This is a genomic window from Pedobacter sp. MR2016-19, from assembly GCF_014947265.1.
In the GTDB taxonomy this organism is placed as follows: Bacteria; Bacteroidota; Bacteroidia; order Sphingobacteriales; family Sphingobacteriaceae; genus Pedobacter.
The window spans coordinates 24,265-47,700 of sequence record NZ_JADCNK010000022.1; the positions used below are offsets into that span (position 1 = coordinate 24,265).

Below are 23,436 nucleotides of genomic sequence, written 5' to 3' on the forward strand. Positions count from 1 at the left end.
AATAATCTGGGTTTAACTATTTATTCTTCAGTATTAATGTTACTGTTCAATCTGCCTTTTTTACCCCCAAACTGGCTGAGGTTATAACTCAATGTTGCCTGTATAAAACGGCTGATAAACCTTGTTCTGTTCTCAGAAATAGAATTGTTGGTAATGCTTGTGCTGAATAGAGCGCCCTGATTAAACAAATCATTCGCCTGGACAGAAAAAAGCAATTTATTACCTTTCAGGAAGGAAGTATTCAATCCCATATTTACCAATAAAGGGTTTCCGGCATATAAACTATATCCAAAATTTAAACTTTTAGAAGCCGATGCATTTACCCTAAAGCGTTTACCGGGAATCCAGCTTGCACTTCCACTCAATGCCACAACCTGCACATTTTTGATGTTCTGGTTCATTACAGAATAGGTATTGGAACTAAAACTATAAGATGCACTTGTATTGAAAGCATATTTTTTCTGGTTGAGGTTAAATTTAAAACCATTAGAAACATTGATGCCACTACTGCGGTTAAGTACATTATCGGTGTAAAAAACATTGTGGCTGTAGGCAATAGTTCCGTTTATGGATAGGGAAAGTTTATTATCCAGCATCCTTTTGTTTACGGAGTAATTAGCGCCGATGTTATAAATGCCGTTCACATTCTCATAAGTGGTTTGTTGTTTCAAACTGTTTAGCGTATCCCGAAGAAAAACCGTATTGCTCACCACACTATTGATAGCAAAGCTACCTGATAAACCTGCCATAATGCTCAAGCCCGATTTAAGCCCAAATTTATTATAGCTAAAATCAGCCGTATGACTCGTTGTTGCTTTAAGATCCGGGTTACCGATAATCAGGTTCTGCACATCATTATTATTCCTTATAGGTTGCAGTTTATTAAAATCAGGTGAGCTGGTATAGCCATTGTAACCAAAACTCAGGTTTCCGTTATCTTTAATCTGATAGCTTAAATTGGCCGAAGGAGAAAAATTTAACTGATAGTTTTTAAGTTCCTGCCCTGTATTCTGGTACTTTCCAATAATGATACTCGGCGAAAAATTCAGCCCAAAATTATAGCTGATCCTGTTGCTGTTGGTATTGTAACCGATGCTGAAGTTCTGGTTAATAAAATTGGATACGTAATCCTGTCCCAAGGAATCGACCACAAATCGATTTCCTAAAGGATTGGTCACCGTAGTAGTTTGCAGATTGCGGCTTCTGCTTACTGAAAAGCGGTAGGAAAAGTTGATAAAACTATATCCACTGGTATCATTTGCCCTTTTTAAGGAGTTTGAAAACTGGATATTTCCGCCGAAGTTCGAATTTGCAGTATTGTTATCCACCAAACGGTTCAATAATGAATCTTTAACCAGTACATTGGTAGTTTCGTTGTAATAACGGATGATATCATTAATGGTACTGTTGCTATTTCCGGCACTGCTGCCAAAATTGAAACCCATAGAAAGCGAACGCTTGTTATTAGCCAAACGCCGCGACCAGTTGATGCTTCCGTTAAGATCTGGATTGCTATTGCGGGAACCTGAATTGGAAATAAGGTCCTGCTTGATATAACCTGTTTTATTAGAGGTAGAAAAAGCATCGTTCCTGGTATCGGCCAAAGAGCCAGCCAGGGAAGCATTGAAATAATTCTTTTTTGTAGCTCCGTTTAACCCCAGGTTAATGTTATTGGTCAGCGATTTGGAATTATTAGCACTTTCTCTTAAGTCGTTGATGGTTCCCTGCGGATTAAATGTCTCAAGGTAATTACTCTGTATAGATTTACTGGTTCCGTTACTGAAATCATAACTGCCATTAACACTAAATTCTTTCGATATTTTATCTCTGATATTACCTTTTAAGGCTCCATTATTCAATTTGGCAAACTCATTATTGGTAATGCCGTAGCGACCGCCAAAACCAATCTGTTTTGTTTTTTTCCAGATACTGCCGTTGGTTCCCAGGTTATGCGCATTATTGGTGGCAGAATTCACACTCATTCCCCCAAAAACGCCCTTATCCATACCAGGCTTGGTAACCAGGTTCAGCATTTTTTGAGGAGTACCGGTTTTAATCCCGGTAAAATTCGCTTCATCACCATAATCATCAATCACCTGTAGCTTGGCAATGATATCTGCCGGTAACTGCCTGATGTAATCTTCTACATTGCTGGTAAAAAAATCTTCGCCGTTAACCCGCAGCTTGGTCATTTTTTTTCCCATTGCCGTAACAGCGCCTTTATCATCAACCTCAATGCCCTGTAATTGCTTTAAAAGATCTTCAACCTTATCGTTTTCCCTAATGGTATAGGCTCCTGCATTGTATTCTATAGTATCTTTTTTAATTTTGATAGGGTCTACTTTTACTTTAACCTCCACATCATCAAGGCGGATACTTTCCATTTTGAGCACAATTGGATCCAGATCAGATTTTTTTTTTGAAGATTCGATTTCGTAGAGCGACGCGTAAGGTTTGTAACCCAATGCAGTAACGGAAAGATAGAATTTATTTCGGCTTACTTTTGTAAATACAAAGTTTCCCTTCGCATCAGAATTTGAGCGGAGGGTATCCTGATCAGTAATCAACCGGATATTTACGCCTTCGATAGGCTTCTTTAAAGAATCGATTACATTACCACTTATTTTAAACTGAGACTGAGAGAGAGCGTTAAAGGAAAATGTGATCAGTATAAAAAATAATAAAAAGCATAAATTATTGCTTTTTCTCATCCCTCGGACCTCTTTTATAAATTACAAGACCATTTAAAAAATTGCGCAGAATCTGATCGCCGCAAGGTTTAAAATTCTCGTGGTCTTCGTTTCTGAAAATATCACCCAGCTCTGCCTTTGTCACTTTAAAACCCACCAAGTCGCAGATGGTAATAATATCTTCTGTTTTAAGTGATAAGGCTACTCTAAGTTTTTTTAATATATCGTTATTGCTCATTGCTAATGGTAAGGATTATAATGTTTTAATGTTGCAAAATGCCTAAAATTTTGATTTAGCTATCCAGACTTCCAACTGCGGACTTATCTTCTAACTTGCTATCTCTAATTTAAGTTTCTTTCCTTTAATTTTTTCGCCGTTTAGTTTTTTTAACAATTGGGTTATTTTACTTCGTTTTACAGCTACATAACTGGTTGTATCTTTAACTTCTATTAGTCCTAAATCTTCTTTTACCAGATCTCCTTTTTGTAAAAACAGGCCCACAATGTCAATTTTATTAATTTTATCTTTCTTACCATGAGCCAGGTATAAGGTAACCCAATCGCTCTCTTGTGGTAAAACATACCGGTCTTCTAAAACTTCCTCCTCAATATCATCAGGCAGGTATTTGTAGTTTTCTTCACTTGTTAAAATGGCGTAGGCTGTTCCTTTTGCATGCATGCGCGCCGTACGACCATTGCGGTGAATATAGGCATCTTCGGTATAGGGCAATTGATAGTGTACAATATGTTCCACTTCCGGTATATCGAGGCCACGTGCTGCCAGATCTGTGGTGATTAAAATCCGATGGCTACCATTTCTAAATTTAAGTAGTGCCTTTTCTCGATCAAATTGCTCCATTCCGCCATGAAAAACATCATGCCCTAAACCATTTTCGAACAGTAAGTCACTTATCCGGTCTACCGTTTCCCTGTGGTTACAGAATACCAATGTATTTTTGCTGCCTATTTTACTCAGTAATCTGAATAGGTAATCTAACTTATCGGCTGCAGGTACTGTTATTTTTTTGAGCTTTAGATCTGGTTTTGCTTCTATATTTTTTGAATAATCAACTTCAACAGGTGCATTTAACTTTACAAAAGCCGGAATTTCTTCCATTTTAGTCGCAGAAGTAAGTATACGCTGTTTTAAAGAAAGCAGCGAGCCAATGATATAGGACATATCATTTTCAAAGCCAAACTCCAGTGCTTTATCAAATTCATCTAAAACTAAGGTCTCTATAAAAGATTCGTCAAAGTTCTGATGCTCTAAATGGTAAGCGATCCTGCCAGGTGTTCCGATCAGGACAGCTGGTGGGTGTGCGAGGTTGTTTTTTTCGATCCTTACCGCATGGCCGCCGTAACAGCAGTTTACCTTAAACGAAGTGCCCATTTGTTTAAAAACCTGCTCAATTTGAAGTGCAAGTTCTCTTGAAGGAACAAGAACCAAAGCCTGTACGCCTTTAACTCCCGTTTTTAAATTGGAAAGCAAGGGCAATAAAAAGGCCAACGTTTTCCCTGAACCCGTTGGCGCTATTAATATTACATCTTTACCAGTCTTAGCTGCTTTTACAGAAGACTCCTGCATCTCATTAAGTGCAGAAATGTTTAATTTTTTTAAGGCATTTTCCATCATTCCGCCGTAAAGGTAATCATTTCTCTTCAGGGCGAAAACGGTAGCCTTAGTTAGGATTTTAAAAATCTGCTCCGCAGCTTCCGAAGGGTAGAAAAGTTGAGTCTTTTATCAAGCAACATTAACATGCTGCCACGTTTAGACATTGAAGATAATACCTTTTCATTGACGGCGTCAACCGAAGATAAGATTTTGTCTGCCAGTTCATCTACAAATTTATTCGCTCTGCTATTTTGTAATAACTGGAGCTCTTGAATTAATTCTGCTCTCATAATTAAGAATTTTAAATGATTGTATAAATATTAACGGACCGAATAATAATTTGTTTCAACAAATTAGAAGTTCATCCAAACTATTATGACTAACTTGTTGATAACTAACTTTTTGTTAGCAAATAAACAATCCTGGCTTAACATATATTTAATTTTTAGCGCTTATTTTTATAAAAACCTGATTACCATTCGTTAACCTCAAAAAATACAATGTATGACGTGGAAAAAATTTAGTGGTGAAATTATTCAATCTTCAATCCTGGAAGAAGTAGAAAATGCGATTATCAGAGAAAGTGAAAATGGCTTTAAACTTAAAGTTTGCATCGGTACCGATTCGCAGGTAAAAGGTGCAGTAACTGATTTTGCAACTGTGATTGTGCTCTTAAGAGAACATCATGGCGGTTTTATGTACATCCATCAGGAAAAGAGTACGCAGCAGGTAAGCATCAAAGAAAGAATGTTAATGGAAGTACAGAAATCTATCGAAACCGCTTATTCCATTTGCGATTTACTTGACATTTATGATGTGGCTTTAGAAGTACATGCAGATATCAATACCAGTCCGTTATTTAAATCCAACAAAGCGCTAAATGATGCCATGGGGTATATTTTAAGCATGGGCTTTATTTTTAAAGCTAAACCGGAAGCATTTGCAAGCTCCACCTGCGCAGATAAGATGGTGCATTAAGAGGGAAAATGTGAGATGGAAGAGGGATGATGGTTTAGTTCGGAAGTCAGGGGTCGGAGGTCAGAAGTCTAGTGTCACCATTTCGAATAATCGTAATGGAATAAGCTTCATTGAGCACTATTTTGTTCCCGTCCGCAACTACCCTGTGATACGTCTTTATTAGAATTATTTAAGGCGTTATGCTGGCTTGCTTTGAAAAAGAATAGGCTTTTCCGAAGCACGTCCGTCAATCTCAAGAGCCAGGAAAATCAAAAAACAGGTGCACAACAGAACAATTAGCTCTACCAAACCTCAAACGCAGTGGTTTTGTGTTTCAAAGTTTGCAAAAACTTTCAGGTAGCACAACAAACACAAAACAAAGTGCCGCTGTTTTTTGATGTGTATTGGGATTGTGCAAAAGGCTCCTTGCCTGGATTGACTAAGCATTTATTCATGTTTTATTATTGTTTTACTTGCCATGAATGAGCTCCACTAACGCTTCGGTTTTGCATACTTTTGATGCCTCAAAAGTTTGATGCCGTGCGGCACAGAGCACTAAAAATAATTTCAGTTTTTGTGTCCACAAAGTAGGCATTCGCGGGAATGACTAATCTATAATTCCTAGCGCTGCGCTTTATCTATATAAACTATGCGGTTAAACCCAACAAAACCGCATCTTTGTTGTTGTCCCTTAAAACAAATACTTGAAAACATATAGATTAGAATTTACGCAGAAACTTCCAATAGATTTAGCTACTGCATGGGACTTTTTCTCTTCGCCCTTAAACCTGGCAGAGATTACCCCAAAAGACATGACTTTTGATGTTACCTCGCCTAATATGGCCAACACCAAAATGTATCCGGGTTTAATTATTACCTACAAGGTTTCTCCTTTATTTGGAATTAAATTGAGCTGGGTCACCGAAATTACACATGTAAAGGATAAAGAATATTTTATAGACGAACAGCGTTTCGGCCCATTTGCTTTCTGGCACCATCAACACCATTTCGAAAAAATAGACGGAGGAGTTTTAATGCACGATACGTTACACTATAGCATAGGTTGGGGACCGATTGGCAGCATCGCAAATGCGGTAATTGTGAATAATAAAATCAATGAGATTTTTAAGTTCCGTTATCAGAAAGTTGAAGAACTTTTCGGTAAGTTTTAACTTGAAGCTTTTACCATTTTTTGGTAGAAATGGTTTCAGTTTTCTTTTTGGTTATCTCTACCCTACTGGTTGCTAAATACTTCTTAAAGTCATCGCCAAATTTTTCTATTTTGTTATAGGCGCTATTTAAAATATCTTTCCATGCACCAGCGCTAAGTTTACCTGGTGTACGCTCTAAAGGCACTCCAATTTTAGTTGTGGCAACAAAATTCCCGTAACGGTCTCGCTGGTATGGGATAAAAAGCAGATCAGTTAACCAGAACCGGTATTTGCCATTACGTGCCTCAAAAACAAAATTAAAACTCATTTCTCCGCTTGGATGGCCCGCCACTAAAATTGTTTTATCGATCACCATAGTTCCTTTCGCCAGCACAGAAGAATCGGTAATAGTTTCTTGCGTCATCGATTTTTTATAAGCCACGTTAACAAAAGATTTGGCCCTTTGCAGTAAAGTATCTTTGTTTACCACTTGCGAATCTACCACCTTATAATAGATAAATTTACCGTTATCATCTTTAGAAAACTGTTTCTGTTGTGCGGATAATTGAATGGAAAGAAAAGCAAGAGTAATAAAAAGAAGGTGTTTCATTTGAAATCGGTTAATAGACAATTCTAAATATTTAAAGGTAAGAAAAAGCCGTCCCGATTTTACATCGGAACGGCCTTATATTAACATTTTTATTTCCTTAAAAAGCGTAAACTGCTGCCAAAGAAAACTGGCCACCATTTGGAGCTACAGCACCACTCTTGTTAAAGAACGGTTTATCACTGTTATGGTCTAATCTTACTTCTGGGATAAATGTTAAACCACCAGATTTAATGTTTGCAGTAAGTGTTACTGCAGTAAAAGCAGTAGCCGGAACTGCACCCGCGGCTTTAAATTTAAAGTACTCACCTCTTAAACCTAAAGTTACTGCATCCAATACAGCAAATTGAGGGTACAGCGCTGCACCTGCGTAACTTCCTGGTACCGAACTATCTTTGATATCATAATTAGCGGCATTTAAACCCAATTTAAATTTCTCTGTAATTTGATACGAAGTAGTTAAATCTATAATCGTTCCATACCCGCCAAAACCAGCCCCTGATAAGGCGTTGATGTAAGCAGTCCAGCCTTCAACAGGAGCAACCATTAACTGGCCACCGATAGCCGAAACGCCTCTCGAAGCTGAGTAAACGTTCCAATCGTTAAATAAACCAGCCATTAAACTTACTTTATCGCTGAATTTATAAGTGGCTTTAATCCCCGCATTTTGGAAAGGGCCATTGGTAAACAGGTATGAAGTAGAATAGTTAAAGTTTCCAACCGGTGAGATTACCTCATATCCAATGAATGTACCCATGTAACCGGCTGTCATACTAAACTGATCGGTAAAATCGTAGTTAACATATAAGTTTTGAATATTAAAAGACGAACCTCCAGCTGCCGCATCAGGAATAGATTGCGATTGTCCTCTCGGGCCAAAAGAAAGCTCTCCAACAAATGAAGCTTTACCTGTTTTTTTCTTCAGGGCAATATCAATCATACCTAATGATACCGAGTTGTGATCCGTTACAAAAGATGTTTTTCCGTTTAATGGATTTTTAGCAAAATCATATTTAAAGTACGTATCTACCGATCCTGAAATTTCAAGTGGTGAGGTTGTGGTCTCTTGCGCCAGGGCACACGTAGTGCTGGCCATTGCAAAAATAGCGGTTAAAAGTTTCTTCATGTTTGAGCTTGATTTGAGTTTAGATATATAAAATCCTTAAGAAATTGGTTCTGTTAATGGACTGTTTTTTTCGATATAGATCGCTCTCTCCTCTACCAGTAAAGTACCTTGAGAGTATTTCTCATCATGTTGAGAAGCATCAAGACCTAGTTCTTCTTCTTCTTCAGAAACCCTGATTGGATTGATCAGATTTACCAGTTTGAAAATCACAAATGATACAACAAAACTGAATATGATTACAATCACCGCACCTTTTAATTGTGTGATAAAGAAAGTCGGGTTGCCATAAAATAAGCCATCAGCACCCGCAGCATTTACCGTTTTTGTAGCAAAAACACCCGTTAACAACATCCCAACGATACCACCTACACCGTGGCAAGGGAAAACATCCAATGTATCATCTAAACTGGTTTTTTGTTTCCATGAAACCACAAGATTGGAGATCACTGCGGCAATAGCACCAATAAATATACTTGATGAGATACTTACAAAACCTGCACCTGGTGTAATGGCTACTAAACCAACTACCGCACCGATACAAAAACCCAATACTGAAGGTTTTTTACCTCTTGCTACATCAAAGAACATCCACGATAAACCAGCAGCACCAGCAGCGGTATTTGTAGTTAAAAATGCAGAAACAGCTAAACTACCTGCGCTTAGTGCAGAACCGGCGTTAAAACCGAACCAACCGAACCATAATAAACCTGTACCAATTAATACATAAGGGATATTAGCCGGCGGAACTTCTTTATGCTCTAAGTGAGATTTTCTACGTTTTAAAACCAATGCACCAGCTAAAGCGGCCATACCTGCAGAAATGTGCACTACAGTACCACCAGCAAAATCAAGCACGCCCATTTTAAACAAGAAACCTTGTGGATGCCATGTCCAGTGTGCTAACGGTGAGTAAACAAATATGGCGAATAAAACAATAAATAAAATATAAGAAGTAAAACGGATACGCTCAGCAACGGCTCCAACTACCAAACCCGGTGTAATGATGGCAAACATTAATTGAAACACAGCAAACAAAGAAAGCGGAATAGTTAAGTCTGCTCCCCCCTGAAGATGTGGTGCTCCGGAATTTACACCTTTAAAGAATAGGAATGTGGAAGGGTTTCCAATAAAACCGCCAATGGTATCACCAAAAGCTAAACTAAAACCTACAACCGTCCATAAAACCGTGATTACTCCTGCCGCTACCACACTTTTAATCATGGTAGACAATACATTTTTACGATGAACCATTCCACCATAAAAGAATGCAAGGCCTGGAGTCATTAAAAACACTAGTGCAGCTGCGATTAATATAAATGCAATGTCTGGTCCACTATACTTACCTTCATCAAAATTAGGAAGAAGCGGAATAAATAGAGCGAAAATTGCGACAATCATCAATATCGCAAAAGGCGCGAACTGTTTAAAGGAGAATTTACCCATAGTTTTTTAGCTTAATTTGTTTGAAACGTTTAAATAATTTAAATATGCTTGATTTATTTTTATAAAAATACAACATATTGCATTTTTTACACCATTTAATCTAAATATTTTAATAAAAACGATTAATTTTTGCAAAACAAACCAAAAACAAACCCTAAAAATAAAAATAACAAAAAATACAGGTTATTTTAATACAAGTTTTTGATAAAAACAAAATCACATATTAACTACTATTTACACTATTTTAGCTAAAATTTTGAAAAAACAGATCAAAAAAACTGATAGAAAACATAAAAACCCATGAAAATTCATGGTTTTTTAAAAAAAATAACAGAATATTTTAAATTCCTAAGAAAAATAGGCAGACCCCTGCACAACTCCTCTTTTTTCAATTTCTTTATCCATATAGGTCTGAATTGCCGATTTATTAAGCCCCCAGTTAGGCGCAATCAATAAATCCCAATCTGAAATACCAAAAAGTCGCTGAATCACAATATCCGGACGCAATAAAGGGATTAACTCACAAAGTAAATCGGTATATTCTTCAAGCGAAAACAATTTAAAAGGCTCTTTTTTATATTTAGCGCCCATTATCGAGCCCTCTACCACATGGAGGTGGTGAAATTTTACAAACTTGATTTGCGGGAAACGGTTAATTTCGTGGATATAACCATGCATCTGCTCCCTGGTTTCCCATGGAAAGCCAAAAATGGTATGCACACAGAGATCGAGTTTACTATCTTTTAAAAGTTCTACTGCAGCAACAAATTCACCATGACTGCAACCTCTGTTAATCTGATCAAGGGTTTCATCATAAATGGATTCCATCCCCATCTCTAAATCCACATCGAAACGATCGGTATAACTTTCCAATAGTGCAACCTTTTCGGCATCAATGCAATCCGGACGTGTACCCACTGCAAAACCAACAATATCTTCTGTATTGATAGACAATGCTTCGTCGTACATCATTTTTAAATAATGAACCGGCGCATAAGTATTGGTATTGGGCTGAAAGTACACAATATACTTATCAGCCTTATAAGATGTTTTTGCCCTCAACATGCCCTCTTCGAGCTGATCTTTAATATTTGGATTTTTACGCGATGGTTCGGGTGTAAAAGAATCTACATTACAATACGTACATCCACCAAAACCTTTGCTCCCATCCCGGTTTGGACAGGTAAATCCACCATCTACAATTACTTTAAATACACGTTGCCCCTTATACTTTTCGCGCAAATGCGTGCCGTAATTTTTATATCCCTTTATACCTGAATCTACGAGTGTTCCCATTTGCTGCAAAAATACGCTTTTTGTTTGAGAGGTAAGATGAGATTTGAGATATTAGACATGAGATGTGAGATTGGGCAAACATTTAGCGGTAACGGAAACTGCCTGATAAAGGTCTATCTTTTTTCAAACCGCTTTTTAAACTCATCTTTTGGCATAATATAGGTTAAGTACTTTTCAACATTATATTTAAATTGATTTTCAGTAATATCAACATTCCATCCATCCTCTGGCCCTCTTCTGTTACTGATTGAATCAGGAAGATCTTCTCTTACTCTAAAAACAGGTATTGGATTGTTAGCGGTACCATATTTAGGATCATCTAAATCATTTTTATTTATAGTTAACAATACAATTTTTTCTTTCATCACAGAACGAAAAGCAAGTCTTCTGTCCATTGGGAAGTTAAAAAATTTTATCACAAGAAATTTATTGATAGAGGGTTCCTTAAAAGTCAAATTATAGATAGATTCTTTTGGAGCCAGAAGAGAAGAGGTATAGCTTGTTGTTTTTAGATTTAAAGATTTAGGAATAAATAATCTGTACTCAGAACAGTTTTGTATATATTTTGACGTAGCCTTACTACCATTATTAAATTTATCTTTAAAAAAGTAATTAATCCCATAAATTATTAAAGGAAATATAACTATTACTCCTACAGCCCAGCCAAGGGCTTGTGATGTTTGCTTATTCATTTACAGAGTGAAACTATTATTTCTTTTCAAACCTCTCCTTAAATTCTTCCTTCGACATAATATAAGTTAAGTACTGTTCAACATTATATTTAAATTGATTTTCAGTAATATCAACATTCCATCCATCCTCTGGCCCTCTTCTGTTACTGATTGAATCAGGAAGATCTTCTCTTACTCTAAAGACAGGTATTGGATTGTTAGGGGTACCATAATTATTATTATTTAATTCATCTCTATTGATTGTTATTATTATTTTCTTTCCCCGTAAAGAAGTAGGAAAAGCAAGTCCTTTATCATCAGGATAATTAAAAAATGTAATCTCTAGATACTTGTTTATCGATTTTTCCCTAAAAAAAATTTTGTAAATACTTTCTTCTGGAGATAATAAAGATGTTTTATATTGAGTATCTCTAAAATCCAGTTGATCAGGAAATAAAATCCTTAGTTCTACGCAATTATCTATATATACAGGAATCGCAGTTTTTGAATTATTATCTTTTTTTTTGAAAAGATAGTTAACGCCATAAAGTATTAAAGGAAATATGACTAATACACCTAAAGCCCAGCCAATCGCTTGTGATATTTGTTTGTTCATTTACAGACTGAAACTATTATTTCTTTTTAAACCTCTCTTGAAATTCTTCTTTAGGCATGATATAAGTTAAATACTGTTCAACATTATAATTAAATTGATTTTCAGTAATATCAACATCCCATCCATCTTCTGAACCCACGATTTCTACTTATCGAATCTGGTAGATCTTCAACCACCCTAAAAACCGAATTGGATTGGCCTTTGTTCAATAAGTATTGCAATTATTCAAATATTGCTGTACATAAGGCGTACCACTATTAATCCTCGTATCGGGATTATCAATTACATTAACAATCAATCTTCCTAAATATTTCCCGAAAAACAAACCTATACCTAATGCTACAATTGCACTATATTTTAAAATGTTTTTCATTTATCAGGCTGCTTACCAAACATTTTTTCAAAATCTGCTTTGCTTTTTACATAGGATAGATAATTTCTAACATTATAGTTGGTCGTATATTCCTTAAATTCTCCCTCTGTTTTATAATTAGAATTGCCAATATCATCAACCAAACTATAAAAGCTATTCATTTTCTCCGGAACTTCATAATAGATGATAGGTACTGGTTTCTGCTTAGTACCATACGTACCATCAGAGAGTTCATTTTTATTTACCATTGCAATGATGCTAGCACCATTTTGATCAACATCTGAAATAAAAGCATCGTACATCTGGCTATTCTTTGAATTACTTGAAAAAAAATAATAAATGCAATAAAATTTACCTGATTTATCATCAAAAAAAACAGAGGTTTGTTTATCTAAATAGGCTGTATTATCAGCTTGCGAGAAGTTGAATGCACCCTGAACTTCAAAATCATCAAGTTTAATTGTGAAATTTTTCATGATTAAATGCAAAGTGTCACAATTATTCAAATATTGTTTTACATAAGGCTTGCCATTGTTTATTCTGGTGTCTGGATTATCTATCATGTTAACAATCCACCTTCCTAAATATTTCCCAAAAAATAAACCTATACCTAATGCTACTATAGCACTATATTTTAAAATGTTTTTCATTTATCAGCCTGCTTACCAAACATTTTTTCGAAATCTGCTTTGCTTTTTACGTAAGAAAGGTAACAGTTAACATTATAATTTAGTTGGTAAGTTCTAAATTCTGCTTCTGTTCCTTTGAAAAAATCTTTGTCTTCCGGGTTACCACTAATAGCGCTATAAAATGTATTATTTACATTAGGGGCATCAAAATAAACAACGGGAATAGGATTTTTAATATTACCATATTTGGGATTAGCTAGTTCTTTATTATTTACAGTGGCAATAATGTCCCTTTTTCTTTCTTCTTGATCAAATTCCCTAAGATAGTCTCTATACATATCACTAAACCATGAGTTTACAGGGAAAAAGTATATAATTTTAAAATATTTTTTTTCTCTATCATCGTAAAATACACTTTCAAATTTGTCAATATATTTACTACTTAGATCTGTATTGGGATTAAAACGGTCACGAGCCTCGAAGTAAGACATTGTATCCTTTCGATTTTTGATCATCAGATTTATCTCGCTGCAATCAGAAATATATTCTCTTGCAAAAGCTCGGCCATCATTAGTCATAGTTGGTTGATCGAATTTATAAACTAACCATCGGCCAATATACCGTCCAAAAAACACACCAACACCAACTATGCCTATTGCACTATACTTTAAAATATTGTTCATAGAAATTTTTAGCAGTATGTAAGATGAGATGTGAGATTGCGCATACGTTTAGCGGCTATTAACGAATAGCACTGTAAATTTAAAGTTGGCTAACTTATCTTATTTTAGATAGATATGTGTTTGCATCTTTATTTCCGAGCTGTTTTGCCTTTTGCAAATGTATTATTGCATTTTTGGTATCTTTCTGCATATAATAAACCATGCCGAGATTATATTCTACTCCCGAATAATATCCTACTAATTCATTTTCACCATTTTCTACCGCTAAAGCTTGTAGCAGATGATATTGCGCCGACTTTAAATCATTAAGGTGTAATTTACATTCCCCTAATAAAGCATGTGCTACTGGAAAACCATTGTTTATTGATTCCTCAAAATATTTACTGGCTTCAGTATATTTTTTTTGATCATAATACTCAAGCCCCCTATCAAACTGATCTATTCCTTTACCTGATTTCAATTTTTGATTTATCGCCGTTATATTTGTTTCGTCATTAGAATTGAATAAAATCTTATAGCCAACAAATAGCATGAATGCTGTAAACAAGACACCAAATATGATCAGCTTATTACCTCTCAAAGGTTGTTTTTTTTCCATAGCGGTTAATAAATAGTAATTAGTAAAATAAATATTCCGATTAATACATAAGAAGTATTTGATAATTTTTTATGCAAATTATTTATATATCCATAGTCTTTTTTAAACTCATCAGCACAAAAAACAAATGTTAATACCAAGGGTATTGCTAGATATAAAGTTTGGTTATTAATAGTATAAGAAATTATTTGAGCTATTTTTTCTAATGTATTTGGCCGATGGTCTGTTATATAATAAAGACGTTTATTCTGTTTTATCACGCTAAACTGATCAGCTGATATTGCAAGATATATTGAATCTGCTTTTTCAATTTTTTCCAGATTGAAGAATAAATTTGAAAGGCAAAAGTTTTTAAATGAACGTGAATAATCATTTTTTTTTTGAACGTCCGATATATTTAATGTAAAACTAAATTTGCCATAAGTTCCGCTGCTTTTTTTTTGAATGTGAATATCTTTTCTAGCTAAAGAAATAACAGTTGCGTTTTTAAGATTTAGGAAGAGAAATAAAAAAAAAATTACCCAGCTTATTATTACCAGTAAAGGAAATCTGTAAATTTTATACCAACTCATATATCTGTTTCGATTACATTTATTCCGGCTTTAGCTTTGGCTTCATCGTTAATCATTGCTTTAATATAATCTTGAATTTCATCTTTTACAAATGGATTGGTAATATATTTATACAAATCTGGTATAAGGCCGAGTAAAATTCCTTTCCAATCTTTAAAAGTATTTGAAGCACCCTGTCCTACACCTTTCATAGCTTCACTTCTTGAAAGCCTAGACCATTGATTATTAGTAGTTACATATTGTATTTGTCCATCGGAATAACTTCCTGTTTCATCAGAAAAATGTGTGTTTTGATTATAACTTCTCTCCGATTGTGGATTATTTCCTTGAATGGCATTGGGATCAATATCATCCCTACCCTAGAAATGAAGCTTTATGTATTTAGGGAAACCATAGCCAAACAACAAAAACAAGTATTACCAAAAACAAAACCCTAAATACTCCTTTGCTGTGAACGATGTAAAAAAAGCTGTAGAGGAGCGTGGATAAAACGGAAATATAGAATAGAAAATTTATTAAATTAAGACTATAAAAATTAAATAGCAAAACATCAACTATTGATTTAGAGGTATTGATATTAAAAACAGGATAATAATAATAATAATACCTCGTATGTTGTCCATCATTCCATAAAGGTGGAGCTGAATATAAACGATTATTGGAAGTATAAAAATTTATCTTTTGCCCATTATTTAATACCAGCACTTTCTTGTCAAAAAACCTTTTTTTATATCTCTGATAGTAAATATTACTATCATTACGAAGACTCAGAGTTAAATATGTTTTTGATCCGTCCTTTGATAAATCCATCTTTTGTATGGTACCACTGACAGTATGCAGGTTACTAAACATGTAAACAGAACTAAAAATAATTCGAATTAACAATAAAGAAAAAACCAATAAACTTATTAATAATGGCTTGTTACTAAACCACATTTTTTTGATCGCATTCATATATCGTATTTAAATTTTTATCGCAAATACGCCTAATTTTTCTTTCGCCATTTACTCTGGATTAATGGAATTCGCGAGTATAAGTATACCGGTAATGAAAACGCCAACTATCTATCCTAAAATTTGTTCGCTTATATTTAAAGTATAGTAACTATTTACCACCTTCGAAACGTTGCTTAAATTCTTCTTTAGGCATAATGTAAGTTAAATAAGTTAGAACATTGTGCTTGTACTGTTCAGCTGTGGGCTCAAGATATTTGTACCCATTTATAGAGCCTGCATTATCTGAGGAATATCTTACAGGCTCATTGACCCCTTTAAAATTAAAAACAGGTATTGGCTTTTCTGTTGTACCATATGATGGATTATTCATTATAACTTAATAAGGACAAACGGCACAAGCACCCTCATTATAATTTTTTCGATCTTTATAAAATCTGAGATACTCTACGACATTGTATCTATATTTTTGATAGTTTATAGGATCTGACAATTTTTCATATTCAGTTAACCAAAGTATTGGTATAGGATTTTGTAATGTTCCGTATTTAGGATTTTTCAGTTCCTGTTCGTTAACCATAGCTTGAGCCTCTTTTCTATCTTGATCTATAAGATTTGACATACTTTTGTTATAACTCTCTATTACAAAATACTTTTTGAAGCTTGAGGAATAAAACACCTCATATTCTTTATATCTATTTTTACGAAAATTTAGATAATAACGTACCGAATTAGTAAATGAAGTCTCATCTCCGTTAACGAACCTTCCTGTCCAATCGGTACTTTTTAAGTTTATGGTTTTACTTATTGGGATAATAATCTCAGAAGATGCTTTTATGTACTTGTCTACTTCATTATCTGATGGATTACCAGGAGAAAGTGAAATTATAAGAATAAAAGCTATAAATGGCGCTAAAAATAATCCTAAACCAAATGCACGTGAACTTTCATTTTTCATTTAAAAATCGTAAAGTTATAATGTCCGTCCCTAATCCACTATTTATAGAATTATCTTTCGCCATATTTAAAGAAGATGTCTCTAATTTTTCATTTATTGGATCTACAATTAACAAATCTGAAGCATAGGTTGCCAAACCAATACCTAATCCTTTTACAAAATTAGGGTTAAACCTATACCAATAAACAGCTCGATTCAATGCATTAGAAGGATTTATCCCCCTAAAGAATGCTACTAGAGGCATTTCTTTTAGACTAGGTTTAAATGCCCACCAGGCATTGAATCGGCTACCAACACTAGAGAGAGTAGCCCCATCTGCAAATTCATCTACATATGGCTGAACTGTTACAGCCATTCCCGTACCTGCGACAGCACCTCCATGAGTATTTGTAACCTCACCAACATAGTACCCTACACCACTAAATGCTAATGTACTTGTAAGCGCACCAAAATTAAGCGTTGAAGCACCAGCCGCATTTGTTCCTAATCCGCCTGTTTTTGCAGAAAAAGCACCGGCAACAAAACCATAAACAGCTTGTGACAAAGCCTTTAAACCAATGCTTTTCATACTATTGGATGCAATATCACTAGCTGCTTTCGCTGCCATTACGGGATCTGGAATAGCCCTAATTAATCCTCCCTGATTGCAATTCAATATAGAAGCATGATGTATGGCATGTTTACCTTTAAAATTAACTGTTTTATGAAACATTTCCCATTCCTTACCTTTCAAGGCAGAGTTACACATATTTTTTGCTTTAGCAAATGCTGCTACTAATGCAATGACAACAATAGCTATAGCTAATGCAGCCCAACCTACAGGCCCCATTAATGCTGCCATGGCAGCAGCGCCGCCTAACGCAGCGAAGCCTGCTCCAAAGCCAATTAAAAACCCTGCAAAGCCTAGCATAGATGCAAAAGGTTTTTTACAAAGAAAATCCGTTTTTACTTTAGCATCTACATGCCTCAAAAGCAGCTTATCTGGTTTTGCATGATTTACATTTAAATTTTTATCAATTGCAACAGCAGTATTTGGTGAACTTGATGTCATGAAACTACACACTAAACAGGTACCCTCATCCAAATAACCTTTACTCATAACTCTACTTGTTTTAAATTATAAATGATTGTGCTCTCTACATTATTTTTGACAGCTTCGTTAATGGTCACATAAGCTTGGGTGATACAATTACTTTTTTTATCAACTTCTATTTTAGAAGTGATACTATAATCATAATCTGTATAAGCATAATGTAACACCGGCTGATACTGTGTTTTATAAATATCTATAATTAGATCATAATCAACGTAAAGTAATTTACCATTCTTTTCGAAAACATAAAAATCGTCCTTCTCTTGAAAATTTTGATATTCAAATTCCATAGTCACAGGAATATTAAACATACTTGAATAAAATTGAACATTCTCAGCATCCTTTCCAAGGAAATTACCTGAAGACAGATATTTATCAAAAACAGTGAAATGAAATAAATTTTTCGACAATTCTTCCAACATTGGATAATTATCTGAAAAAACTACGTCACAATAGTTATTGACTTCTTTGAGGATTTGTTTTTGCTCATCCTTTTCAAAATTTCTCAAAAGTTTGTCATCCTTTAACTGCATGGTTCTCAAAGTCATCCAATTACTTATCATTTCTGACTTATTCAATAACTCTGTAGGTTTACCATCATTATTCAGTTTAAATTTCTGTTCATGTCTAACTGAATCAATTAATAATCCTAATTGAATAAGATCCTTCATTAATTCTGGCTCATAGGAACCATAAGCATCTGTAATGGTTACCTTTGCATTATAACCATCATTTAATTTATCTAAACCCAATAAGTATTCGTGCTTAAGCAGCCCATGGCTTGCCATATTACCACTATGCTTAGTAATAATCTGTTGTTCAGCGCGATATCTAACTTGATTACTATGCTTATTAATAGGAGATTCTTCTCTTGAATCCTCAATTTTTGTAGAATTGACTTTTGAATAGTCATCAAAAAATTTAAATCTGCTCATCTACTAGTTTATGTTTACTGGTTTACCAATTATTTTTTGTTCACCTCCTGAAGTTTGAGAAATAGTGGCATCCGAGCACACTACAATTGTCCCCTGCGATTCCAAATTATAAGTTTTACTACCTAAGTTTACTGCAGTTGTTCCAACTGTACCAATATTCACCTTGGCACCTGGCATTTTACCCGCATTCGCATTAATCTCATCTGTACCCTGAATATTAATCACCTTTCCAACAATATCAATCGTCCCATTACTATTCAGCGTAATGCTACTTCCATCTTTGCCGCCTGTACTTAATGTTATTTTGTTGTCAGCCTGCTCAGTAATAAATCCTGGTCCATTTTCAATCTTCACAAAGTTAGCAGCATTGGTACCTAGGTTTAGTGCATGGTTCAGGTCATCGAAACTTAAACAACTTCCTTTCCTTGAAGTTAAGCCCTTTGTATTACTATTCTTGAAGCCACTGCTATCGCCACTTTTGCCATGGTACACGCTGCCCATTACTACAGGTCTGGCCACGTTGCCCTCTTCAAAAGCAACCACCACCTGATCGCCCTTTTCAGGGATGACATGGAAACCCCGGTTTTTCCCTGTATCACCACTTCCGGCATTGGGGCTAACAACCCTTAACCATTCAGTTGGGTCGTTGGTTTGGCATTCCCATTTAAATCTAACCTTAATCCGGCCCTGCCCCTGTGGATCATCATTATCGATTACATCGGCCAGCTGCATATCGGAATGTGGTTTTTCGTAATTTCTTACCATCAAACGTTCCGTTGTAGCCACTACACCTTCAAAGGTATTGTGGTATTTGCCGGTTCCATCTATATCATGTTTGATTTTGGTGATCAGGAATTTACCCAGACTTTCTGTAGAGAAGCTAAGTTCTTTACGCAGGCTCATCATAATTTCGGCAAGGGTACCAATACCAAGTTCTGCATTGTCACCACTGGCATTAACTTTAAGCAATTCGCTGATGTGGGCCTTTTCTTCGTTTTCTACATGGCTTTTAATGTCGCTACTATTGTCAACCCTGATTAATGAAGGCTGGTTAAAGGTTTTGCTGTACATCGAATTGGAGGCGTTAATGGCATGCGCCAAATCTGGATTTCCGTCTGCTTTCCCTGTACTCTCGCTCTGCAGCATTTCATCCTGCTTAGGGTTATAAGCAAAACGTTTATATTTTATCGGCGAAACTTCCATGGCGTATTGCAAGTTTTGCACATCGCGGCCATAAAATAAGGCCACTTCTTTTTGCTCATCGGGTTTACCAAAGTTGAGTTGTTTACCATCGTAAAAAAACCATTCGTGGTATTCGCCAGATAAACGGTTGAGAAAATCGAAATCGCTTTCGCGGTACTGGATCAGATAATCGATGGGCGATTTTCTTGAGGCATTGGCTACTATAGTCAGGTCATTTGCCGGGGTATCTTTGGTAGCCAGTTTTACTATGGTATCTAAATCTTTATCCAAATAGGATCCTAAATCGGGTCCACGGTCTATCAATACAGTTGGACTATAGCCACTTACAATTAAAACACCGTGATAGCCGTGGCTTTGTGCCAATTCAACCCGGGTAACCAGGCCGGCAAAGTGCTGCATTTTTTCTGGCGTGTAGCCAAAAGAAGCGGTTAAAGTTTTACCTACAAAATCTCGACTGTCGTCTAAACTGACCAATCCGGGCGCACCCATTTGATCGTGATTAAACCGCAGCTCGAAATAATGGTGATCATTAAAAGCTTGCTGTAGGGAAAAGGAGGCAAAATGAAGAATGGCTTTGTCTTCTATATTGATTTCGGAGATTAATTTATTTTCCATAGTAGTTATTTTAATATTGCATTAACATTCCCAAAGGTATATTTCTGAGGTCCGGGGGTCCAGAAAATAATCCTGATACAAACATTTATAACCATCCCATAAGGTAAAGTGGCCTGTTGCATCACTAAATTTGGTTTTAAAACATATAATGCCGGTTTTGTTGCTAATCTTATCTGTAAAATCGCGTATCTCTGACTGCGCAAAAAATTTGCCTGATTTTAAAATAAGTGAGTGGTTACTTTTATTGTATTTATGGTTCAGATAATCGAAAAATTCGGACACACGGAAGCAATAGCGTTTTTGATCGGCGCCTGCAATAGTTTCGAATTTCTTGGTAAACGCATACCGTTTAGGAATTACATGTACCTTTACTTTTTCCTGGGCCTGAAATGCTTGTTTTGTGGTATATTTCCAGCTTGGGGTATTTAGGGTAAAAATATTATTATCAACACCCAAATAATTAAATGCCCTGCTCATTCTAACCACACAGGTATTGGTAATGTAGGCTGCATTAACAGCACCACCAATAGTTGCTTTAACCAGGTCGCTACTTGTTGTAGGGTAATTGGTTCTTAAATCGTTAAAAGCTGGCAAAGAAAGTGGCATATTATTTTCTGGTCAAAAGTGAATCAAGGTATTTGTTGCCAATGAATGATGCATTTTCCAATGCGTAGAGAAACACATCTTTATCTCCTGATGAAACAGGTGATTTAGATTTGTCAAGAAAAACTATCAAGGTATCGTTTGGGTGTTTAACGTATTTCATATCGTTCATGGCCATATATTTTAGGCTATCTCCAGCTTTTAGCCTGCCTTTAAAAGATTTCAATATTTTAGCGCTAAAAATCTTTTCCGAATTGTAAACAGAATCGACGGTGGTTACATTTACCAAAACGATGTGCAAGGCTTGCTGTTTAAGATTCTGTATTAATGATTTTGGTGGATCCTGATATTTTTCTTCTGCCAACGGCAGATTTTTATCTACTATTGACGATGAATCTTTAGTAGCAACGGTAGATGAAAGATTTTTGCTTTTATTTTGCTTACATGCCGCAAAAGCAATACATAAAAATGTTAATAGTATGATGCAGGCATATTTTCTGCTATATGCCGATTCAACTTTACCTGTTCCAGAAAGTCTGTTTTGCATGAAGAGGTTATTTAAAAATTTCTAATGGTTAAGAAGGTGTTTTGGTTTTATTTCCCTTCTTCTTGTGAGCGTAGTATAAAATCAGGCTGGGCATTAGCTTGTTAGCTATTGCCCAACCTATACAAATACTATGCTTTTGGCCAATCGTTTTCGTGTTCTGCATTGCCCAGTTTTAATTTACGGGCAGATACTACGAAACTTAAAGTCATCGGGGTATTGTCGTTTACCGCAATACCTTCGTTATACTGGATGATGTAACCATCTTCGAAAGACAATTCTTTCATTTTTGAATCTTCTTCGCCTTTTTTGAAGACCAATGTTCCGGAAAGTGGCTTGTATTGGTTGTTAACCATTGATTCGATTACTGAAGTATCTTCAGTTGATTCGATTTCGATGTGGATGGTACCACCATAAACACCTGATGATGGACGGCCTTTTGCGTCAACATCTCTATTTAATGAAAAGTTGCACTGTAGTACATCAAATTCTTTTGATCCTAAGTTTAAACGGGTTTTGAATGCCATTGTTGTAAAGTTTTAATGTTTTTGAAAAATGAATGAATTGCGGTTGCGGTTCAGGGGGCTTGGCGCATGGCGGTTGGCGTTTAAATGCCTTAAGCCCTAAAACTTACACCTTCTACCTAACTAAGCATTGGGCTTGGCGTGTGGCGGTTGGCGTTTTAAACCTTACACCTTCAACCTTTCTACCCTCAACCTTAGACTAAGCTTTTGGCCAATCGTTAACATGCTCTGCGCTTCCTAATTTAAGCTTGCGGGCAGAAATCTGGAACTTAAGCGTCATCGGGTGATCGCCAACAATGTTGATTCCTTCGGAATATTTAACAATGTAACCGTCTTCGAAGTTAACTTCTTTCATTTTGGCATCTTCCTCGGATTTTTTGATCAGAAGGGTTCCTGTAATAGGTTTGTACTGGTTGTTTACCATCGCCTCGATTATTGAGGTGTCTTCGGTTGATTCGATCTCAATGTCGATGGTACCGCCGTAAACTCCGGAAGAAGGTCTTCCTTTAGCATCTACATCACGGTTTAACGCATAGGCACAGTGAAGCACATCGTACTCCTTGCCTGAAAAGTTTAATCTAGCTTTGAAAGCCATAAGTTTAAAATTTAAAAGGTTAAAAATTTGGTTAAGGTTGCTGCAGCTACCGCTTTTCCTAAACCAAATATCAGGCCAACAAATGCACTATACCGTTGATTAACAACCAATAACTCTTAAATAAAAGGACGAAAATCGCACTAAAATCAGCTTAAAACCATGCTGGAACTAACATTTTAGGTTTTTAATAAATGTGGAAAAATTATCTGCCATGAAGTTACAGGCATACAATTAGGTAAGAAATAAGTATAAAAATACATACAAAATTTAGGCGGCAGGTGTTAACTAAATCCCATAGCCGCGAACATGCTTCGATTTTTTCTAAGCCTTTGAAAATTTAGTTCATTCATCTTTTTTAGAAAAGCAAAGCCTCTGGCTCTTTTTTATG

At 35.6% G+C, this 23,436-nt stretch carries 27 protein-coding genes; 2 read left to right on the plus strand and 25 right to left on the minus strand.

The genetic code is table 11. The annotated features are described in order from the left end of the window. Positions 1–20: 20 nt before the first annotated feature. The 4 genes from IM793_RS20880 to IM793_RS20895 form a co-directional block, all read right to left on the minus strand. The gene (locus IM793_RS20880; protein ID WP_193424737.1) at positions 21–2,711 is read right to left on the minus strand and encodes a TonB-dependent receptor; all 2,691 of its coding nucleotides are present in this window, start codon (positions 2,709–2,711) and stop codon (positions 21–23) included. After that, on the minus strand, positions 2,695–2,928 hold the full coding sequence (locus tag IM793_RS20885; protein ID WP_029274124.1) for a DUF1456 family protein: 234 nt from the start codon (positions 2,926–2,928) through the stop codon (positions 2,695–2,697). The genes IM793_RS20880 and IM793_RS20885 overlap by 17 nt, the downstream gene beginning before the upstream one ends. A gap of 90 nt (positions 2,929–3,018) precedes the next feature. Beyond that, positions 3,019–4,323, minus strand: coding sequence for a DEAD/DEAH box helicase (locus tag IM793_RS20890; protein WP_193424739.1), 1,305 nt, complete (start codon positions 4,321–4,323; stop codon positions 3,019–3,021). Positions 4,324–4,373: 50 nt separating this feature from the next. Further along, positions 4,374–4,592, minus strand: a complete 219-nt coding sequence (locus IM793_RS20895; protein ID WP_132402397.1) for a hypothetical protein — start codon at positions 4,590–4,592, stop codon at positions 4,374–4,376. Between the two features lie 214 nt (positions 4,593–4,806). Between IM793_RS20895 and IM793_RS20900 the strand changes: the two genes are divergently transcribed. Next, positions 4,807–5,280: a ribonuclease H-like YkuK family protein gene (locus IM793_RS20900; protein ID WP_121283513.1), complete on the plus strand. Its 474-nt coding sequence runs from the start codon at positions 4,807–4,809 to the stop codon at positions 5,278–5,280. Between the two features lie 683 nt (positions 5,281–5,963). After that, complete coding sequence (locus tag IM793_RS20905; protein WP_193424741.1) at positions 5,964–6,431, plus strand: SRPBCC family protein; 468 nt, start codon at positions 5,964–5,966, stop codon at positions 6,429–6,431. A 10-nt stretch (positions 6,432–6,441) separates the two neighbouring features. Here IM793_RS20905 and IM793_RS20910 read toward each other — a convergent pair whose 3' ends face one another. From IM793_RS20910 to tssD (IM793_RS21010), 21 genes are all read right to left on the minus strand, one after another. Beyond that, positions 6,442–7,020, minus strand: a complete 579-nt coding sequence (locus IM793_RS20910) for a DUF4468 domain-containing protein (RefSeq protein ID WP_193424742.1) — start codon at positions 7,018–7,020, stop codon at positions 6,442–6,444. A gap of 97 nt (positions 7,021–7,117) precedes the next feature. Further along, positions 7,118–8,143: a porin gene (locus IM793_RS20915; protein ID WP_193424744.1), complete on the minus strand. Its 1,026-nt coding sequence runs from the start codon at positions 8,141–8,143 to the stop codon at positions 7,118–7,120. Positions 8,144–8,179: 36 nt separating this feature from the next. After that, a complete protein-coding gene (locus IM793_RS20920) occupies positions 8,180–9,586 on the minus strand; it encodes an ammonium transporter (RefSeq protein WP_132402406.1) in 1,407 nt (468 codons plus the stop codon). A gap of 348 nt (positions 9,587–9,934) precedes the next feature. Continuing rightward, positions 9,935–10,882, minus strand: a complete 948-nt coding sequence (locus IM793_RS20925) for a TIGR01212 family radical SAM protein (protein WP_193424746.1) — start codon at positions 10,880–10,882, stop codon at positions 9,935–9,937. Between the two features lie 113 nt (positions 10,883–10,995). Next, positions 10,996–11,574: a hypothetical protein gene (locus IM793_RS20930; RefSeq protein ID WP_193424748.1), complete on the minus strand. Its 579-nt coding sequence runs from the start codon at positions 11,572–11,574 to the stop codon at positions 10,996–10,998. Positions 11,575–11,590: 16 nt separating this feature from the next. After that, positions 11,591–12,169, minus strand: coding sequence for a hypothetical protein (locus IM793_RS20935; protein WP_193424750.1), 579 nt, complete (start codon positions 12,167–12,169; stop codon positions 11,591–11,593). A gap of 205 nt (positions 12,170–12,374) precedes the next feature. Further along, a complete protein-coding gene (locus IM793_RS20940; protein ID WP_193424752.1) occupies positions 12,375–12,542 on the minus strand; it encodes a hypothetical protein in 168 nt (55 codons plus the stop codon). Next, the gene (locus tag IM793_RS20945; RefSeq protein ID WP_193424754.1) at positions 12,539–13,192 is read right to left on the minus strand and encodes a hypothetical protein; all 654 of its coding nucleotides are present in this window, start codon (positions 13,190–13,192) and stop codon (positions 12,539–12,541) included. The genes IM793_RS20940 and IM793_RS20945 overlap by 4 nt, the downstream gene beginning before the upstream one ends. Then, positions 13,189–13,854 (minus strand): hypothetical protein, encoded by a 666-nt coding sequence (locus IM793_RS20950; RefSeq protein WP_193424756.1) that lies wholly within the window; start codon positions 13,852–13,854, stop codon positions 13,189–13,191. The genes IM793_RS20945 and IM793_RS20950 overlap by 4 nt, the downstream gene beginning before the upstream one ends. Before the next feature lie 94 nt (positions 13,855–13,948). Beyond that, entirely contained in the window at positions 13,949–14,452 is a 504-nt protein-coding gene (locus tag IM793_RS20955; protein WP_193424758.1) for a M48 family metallopeptidase, read from the minus strand. A gap of 5 nt (positions 14,453–14,457) precedes the next feature. After that, positions 14,458–15,024, minus strand: a complete 567-nt coding sequence (locus tag IM793_RS20960) for a hypothetical protein (RefSeq protein ID WP_193424759.1) — start codon at positions 15,022–15,024, stop codon at positions 14,458–14,460. Further along, the gene (locus IM793_RS20965; RefSeq protein ID WP_193424761.1) at positions 15,021–15,215 is read right to left on the minus strand and encodes a hypothetical protein; all 195 of its coding nucleotides are present in this window, start codon (positions 15,213–15,215) and stop codon (positions 15,021–15,023) included. Before IM793_RS20965 ends, IM793_RS20960 begins: the two co-directional genes overlap by 4 nt. 914 nt (positions 15,216–16,129) lie before the next feature. Beyond that, positions 16,130–16,351 (minus strand): hypothetical protein, encoded by a 222-nt coding sequence (locus tag IM793_RS20970; protein WP_193424763.1) that lies wholly within the window; start codon positions 16,349–16,351, stop codon positions 16,130–16,132. 6 nt (positions 16,352–16,357) lie between these two features. After that, the gene (locus IM793_RS20975) at positions 16,358–16,936 is read right to left on the minus strand and encodes a hypothetical protein (protein ID WP_193424764.1); all 579 of its coding nucleotides are present in this window, start codon (positions 16,934–16,936) and stop codon (positions 16,358–16,360) included. Next, positions 16,926–18,035, minus strand: a complete 1,110-nt coding sequence (locus tag IM793_RS20980; protein WP_193424765.1) for a hypothetical protein — start codon at positions 18,033–18,035, stop codon at positions 16,926–16,928. The genes IM793_RS20975 and IM793_RS20980 overlap by 11 nt, the downstream gene beginning before the upstream one ends. Next, positions 18,032–18,964, minus strand: coding sequence for a hypothetical protein (locus tag IM793_RS20985; protein WP_193424766.1), 933 nt, complete (start codon positions 18,962–18,964; stop codon positions 18,032–18,034). The genes IM793_RS20980 and IM793_RS20985 overlap by 4 nt, the downstream gene beginning before the upstream one ends. A 3-nt stretch (positions 18,965–18,967) precedes the next feature. Then, positions 18,968–20,782, minus strand: a complete 1,815-nt coding sequence (locus IM793_RS20990; RefSeq protein WP_193424767.1) for a type VI secretion system Vgr family protein — start codon at positions 20,780–20,782, stop codon at positions 18,968–18,970. Positions 20,783–20,803: 21 nt separating this feature from the next. Next, a complete protein-coding gene (locus tag IM793_RS20995; RefSeq protein WP_193424768.1) occupies positions 20,804–21,388 on the minus strand; it encodes a T6SS effector amidase Tae4 family protein in 585 nt (194 codons plus the stop codon). Between the two features lies 1 nt (position 21,389). Beyond that, positions 21,390–21,932, minus strand: a complete 543-nt coding sequence (locus IM793_RS21000) for a hypothetical protein (RefSeq protein ID WP_132402433.1) — start codon at positions 21,930–21,932, stop codon at positions 21,390–21,392. A 128-nt stretch (positions 21,933–22,060) separates the two neighbouring features. After that, positions 22,061–22,456: a type VI secretion system tube protein TssD gene (gene tssD / locus IM793_RS21005; protein ID WP_132402436.1), complete on the minus strand. Its 396-nt coding sequence runs from the start codon at positions 22,454–22,456 to the stop codon at positions 22,061–22,063. A gap of 196 nt (positions 22,457–22,652) precedes the next feature. Beyond that, positions 22,653–23,048: a type VI secretion system tube protein TssD gene (gene tssD / locus IM793_RS21010; protein WP_025141870.1), complete on the minus strand. Its 396-nt coding sequence runs from the start codon at positions 23,046–23,048 to the stop codon at positions 22,653–22,655. Positions 23,049–23,436 lie beyond the last annotated feature (388 nt).